Origin of the sequence: Accumulibacter sp. (genome assembly GCF_031732815.1) — a bacterium.
GTDB lineage: Bacteria > Pseudomonadota > Gammaproteobacteria > Burkholderiales > Rhodocyclaceae > Accumulibacter.
In genome coordinates this window covers 1-4,461 of the sequence record NZ_JAVMKF010000157.1, presented here as the reverse complement: position 1 = coordinate 4,461, position 4,461 = coordinate 1, and the positions used below count along the sequence as shown (strand labels likewise).

Sequence of the window (4,461 nt, the reverse complement as noted above, 5' to 3'; positions counted from 1 at the left end):
TGACCTGTACTCCCCCGCAAATCCACCGATACGCGTCGTGCGATTCGGTCAAGCGCGCCACCTCGCGCGCGCTGCCCACCCCTTCCAGCGTCGCGTAGAGCCAAAGCGCGTCGAGAATCTCCGGCGCAATGGCGGTCCGCCCGACCCCCCTTCCACCACCTTGATCCCCGCGTACAGACTATCCTGGTTCGGTCGCTCGATGAAGCCCCACACCAGTCGCGCCCGATGCCCGGCAGGCAGCAGCGAATTCAGATCGCCAGCCCACCATTCCATCTGGGTCCGATTCGGCATCTGCACACGCACCGCCGTTCTTGCCAGCGCCCTTCTGCCTTCCTCGCCGCTACCTGCCGAGCGAGCCGGGACCGGCACTTCTTCCTCGCGAAAAAGAGGTTCAGTCATCGCCAGAAACCGTCCAAAGTTGACAATGTCATTGTGCCCGCCGCCCCTCGTGGCAGGAGGGTAGGCGCGGGATTTTTTTCACAAGCTCTCAGCCGCCTGAGTCAGCAGTGCGCCGCGACATGTGCACCGGCGCACCGGTGCACCGCTTTGCAGCCTGCGGCGCGTGCTCGGCGCATGCACGCACGAGATTGGTGCGGCGGACTGGGCGAAGCGGCAGCATGCCGCCTGCAGGCGCCGTGCTGCCTGATGGCACGTTTTCTGCTATTACCTCGGCAACACCTCGCTCGAGAACTCGCCGTGCCACCCGATCCTGCCCTTGTTCGACGCAACCGCTGCCGCTCCGGCTACCGGCTCCGGCTTGCGCCAGAGGTCGTCCGCCGACGGCCGATAGCACGCTCGCGCCAAACCAGCCACCTCGACGTTGGCGTGAGCAAGGTCCAAACCTGCCCGCCGCCAGACTGCGATGAACCTGCCGAACGGTCGAAGCCACGTTTCCAGGCTGCCTGGTGCGTATCCTGCCCCCTGGCGAAGAGCCCCGGCGTGGTCAGCCAGTCGCCGCCGCACGCCAATGGCGACTTCGCGTTTACGCTAGACTTGCGCCAGTCTTGAACCCCTCCGGCGCACTCGGCAACCCCCGCGCCCCTTTCTGCATGCCGCGTTCCCTGCTTGCCAGCTACCCCAGACAAGGCGACCGTTTCGACGAAATGCTCGACGAAAACGGCGTCGTTCGCCCTGCCTGGCGCGCTTTTCTTGGCCATCTCGACGGCGCCAGCGGCGAGCAGATGCGTCACCGGCGTGCCGATCTGCACCAGCGCATCGTCGAAAACGGCGTCACCTACAACGTCTACGCCGACCCCAAAGGTGCCGACCGGCCGTGGGAACTCGATCTGCTGCCGCTCATCCTGCCCGCCGCCGAGTGGCAGCAACTGGCGGCCGCGGTCAGCCAGCGAGCACGTCTGCTCAACGCCGTGCTACAGGATCTGTATGGACCACAGGAACTGCTGCGTGACGGTACCCTGCCACCGGCGCTGGTCTACGGGCACAACAACTTCCTCTGGCCGTGCCGGGGAACGCGGCCGCCCGGCGATGTCTTTTTGCACCTCTACGCGGCCGATCTGGCCCGCTCGCCGGACGGCCGTTGGTGGGTGATCGCCGATCGCACGCAGGCGCCATCCGGCGCCGGTTATGCGCTGGAAAATCGGACCATCGTCGGACGCGTCTTTCCCGACCTCTTCCGCGACCTGCAGGTGCAGCACCTGGCGAGCTTCTTCCGCGATCTGCAGGAAAGTCTGACCTCTTTCGCGCCGCAGTCGAACGAGGCACCGCTGGTCGTCCTGCTTACTCCCGGAGCGTACAACGAAACCTACTTCGAGCATGCCTATCTGGCGCGCTACCTGGGTTTCCCGCTGGTTGAAGGACAGGATCTGACGGTCCGTGGCGATTGCGTTTACCTCAAGACGCTGAATGGCCTGCGCCGCGTGCACGCGATTCTGCGCCGGCTTGACGATGACTTCTGCGACCCGCTCGAGCTGCGCGCCGACTCGGCGCTGGGCGTTGCCGGATTGTTGCAGGCGGTGCGCGCGGGCAAGGTTCTGGTCGCCAATGCGCTCGGCAGCGGCCTGCTCGAATCGGCCGCGCTGCCCGGTTTCCTGCCCGGCGCATGCGTCAAGCTGCTCGGCGAAGAACTCGCCATGCCTTCGGTCGCCACCTGGTGGTGCGGTGAGCAGGCGGCGCTCGAGTTCACCGTTGCCCACCTTGACCGCCTGGTCATCAAGGGGTCGTACCCGAGTCAGAAGTTCGACCCCGTATTCGGCAATCAGTTGAGCAGCCGTCGGCGCGAGGAGATGATTGCCCGCCTGCGCGCCCGCCCGCAGGCCTACGTCGCGCAGGAACTGGTCAACTTCTCGCGTGCACCCGCCTGGAGCAAGCAGCACGACCGCCGCCTGCTGGCGCGTGGCGTCGGACTGCGCGTCTTCGTCGCCGCGACGCCGAATGGACACGTCGTGATGCCCGGCGGCCTGACGCGCGTCGCCGCAGTGTCGAACGCGCGCGTCATCTCGATGCAGCGCGGCGGCTCGAGCAAGGACACCTGGGTCCTCGCCGAGGGTGCGGTCAATCCATTCAGCCTGCTCAAACACACCGTCGGCAAAGCCGATCTGGTGCGTGGTGGTGGCAACCTGTCGTCGCGCATCGTCGAGAACCTGTACTGGTTCGGCCGCTACAGCGAACGCTGCGACCAGACCGCCCGCCTCCTGCGTGCCGGTCTGTCGCGCCTGCTCGATACCGGCGCCGACGCCAGTCCGGCGCTGCTCGCGGCCTTCGACCTATGCCAGGCGCTGCAGATCGTTCCCGCCAGTAACGGCGCCGCACAGGCCACCGGCCAGGAGAAGTCGCCTGGCGCTGGCGCCGCGCACCAGGCGCAGCTCGTGCAGGCGATCTGCGGCCAGCAATGGGGTGACGGACTGGCCGGCGACATCCGCCGCCTGCTCTCCGTCGCGACCCAGGTGCGCGAACGCTTTTCGCTCGATAACTGGCATGCGATCAACCGCTTGCAACACCAGTTGCAGTGCTACGCGGTGGCCGCCGGCGAGGCGCAACAGGTCGAACTGAGCGATGCTCTCGCCTTTCTCGATCAGGTCCTGCTCGCCGCGTCTTCGCTCGCCGGCTTTGCCATGGACAACATGACGCGCGACGATGGCTGGCGATTCCTGATCATCGGCCGCCGGCTTGAACGTCTGGCTTTCCTCGCCGGCAGCCTGGGCCGGTTCCTCCGCCTGCCGGCAGCCTCGGCCGCCGCCAATCTCGAGTGGCTGCTCGAGCTGACCGACAGCATCATCACCTACCGCTCACGCTACATGGCGCGGGCGCAACTCCTGCCGGCGCTCGATCTGATCGTCTTCGACGACGCCAACCCGCACTCGGTGGCTTTCCAGCTCGAAATCCTGACGCGCGACCTCGACAAGCTGGCACACCTGCTCGGCGGCCCGGCCGATCCGGCGATGCACAGCGCGCGCCAGCGCCTGCAGGCTTTCGACCTCGGCCGCTTCGAAGCCGGCGGCCCGCGCGAGGAAGACGCTACGCGTGATCTGGCCGAATTCCTCGCCGACCTCGCGCTCGGCGCGGCCAGCCTTTCCGACCGCCTGACGATGCGCTACTTCAGCCATGTCGGCGGGATCAGCCACCACACGCTGGCCTGGTGAGCACGATGCAGCCACCCGCCAGCCGTTACCACGTCGTGCACGAGACGGTCTATCGCTATGCCAGCCCGGTCTCGCTGTCGCGCCAACTGCTCCACCTGACGCCGCGCAACTGTGCCTGGCAGCGCACGCTGGCACACCACATCGCGCTCGATCCAGCGGCCAGTTGGACTGACCAGCGGCTCGACGGCTACGCCAATCCGGTCAGCGACCTGGCTTTCGAGTTTCCGCACCGCAGTCTGCACGTGCGCGCCGAGAGCACGCTCGAGGTGCTGCCGCACCTGCCCGCCGGGACGTACGCGGCAGCCGCGGCCAACGACCGTGCGGGTGCGCGGCAGCCGCTTTGCCTGCCCGACTCACCACCCTGGGAAGACGTACGCGCGGCACTCGGCTACGGCGCACGCCCGGTCATCCTGAGCGCCGCCGAGTTCCAGTTCGAATCGCCGCACGTGCGCGTCAAACACGAATTCGCCGCCTACGCGGCTGCCGCCTTCACGCCGCAACGGCCGCTGCTGGCAGCCACGCAGGCGCTGATGCAGCGCATCTTCGACGAGTTCGAGTTTGACCCCGCAGCGACCACGATCGCCACGCCGGTCCTCTCGGTGCTGGCTGACAAGCGCGGTGTCTGTCAGGACTTCGCGCATCTGATGCTCGCCTGCCTGCGCTCGCTCGGCCTCGCGGCACGCTACGTCAGCGGCTATCTGCTCACGACACCGCCGCCCGGACAGCCACGCATGATCGGCGCCGACGCCTCGCACGCCTGGATATCGGTCTACTGCCCGGAAGTCGAGGGCGGACGCTGGGTGGATTTCGACCCGACGAACAACCTGCTGCCCGACACGCAGCACATCACGCTCGCCTGGGG

At 67.2% G+C, this 4,461-nt stretch carries 2 protein-coding genes and 1 pseudogene; 2 read left to right on the top strand and 1 reads right to left on the bottom strand.

Annotation, left to right across the window (positions count from 1 at the left end; all coding sequences use genetic code 11):
* Positions 1-291 (bottom strand): annotated as a pseudogene (locus RKP46_RS10645) (IS5/IS1182 family transposase); the annotation flags it as partial.
* A gap of 758 nt (positions 292-1,049) precedes the next feature.
* Here RKP46_RS10645 and RKP46_RS10640 point away from each other — a divergent pair.
* Positions 1,050-3,599, top strand: coding sequence for a circularly permuted type 2 ATP-grasp protein (locus RKP46_RS10640; RefSeq protein WP_311106622.1), 2,550 nt, complete (start codon positions 1,050-1,052; stop codon positions 3,597-3,599).
* A gap of 5 nt (positions 3,600-3,604) precedes the next feature.
* On the top strand, positions 3,605-4,461 hold an 857-nt coding region (locus RKP46_RS10635; RefSeq protein WP_311106621.1), incomplete at its 3' end, for a transglutaminase family protein.

What these genes read in the sequence shown, in the direction of transcription:
- RKP46_RS10640 (WP_311106622.1), top strand. Translation starts at nt 1,050, where the DNA reads ATGCCGCGTTCCCTGCTTGCCAGCTACCCCAGACAAGGCGACCGTTTC.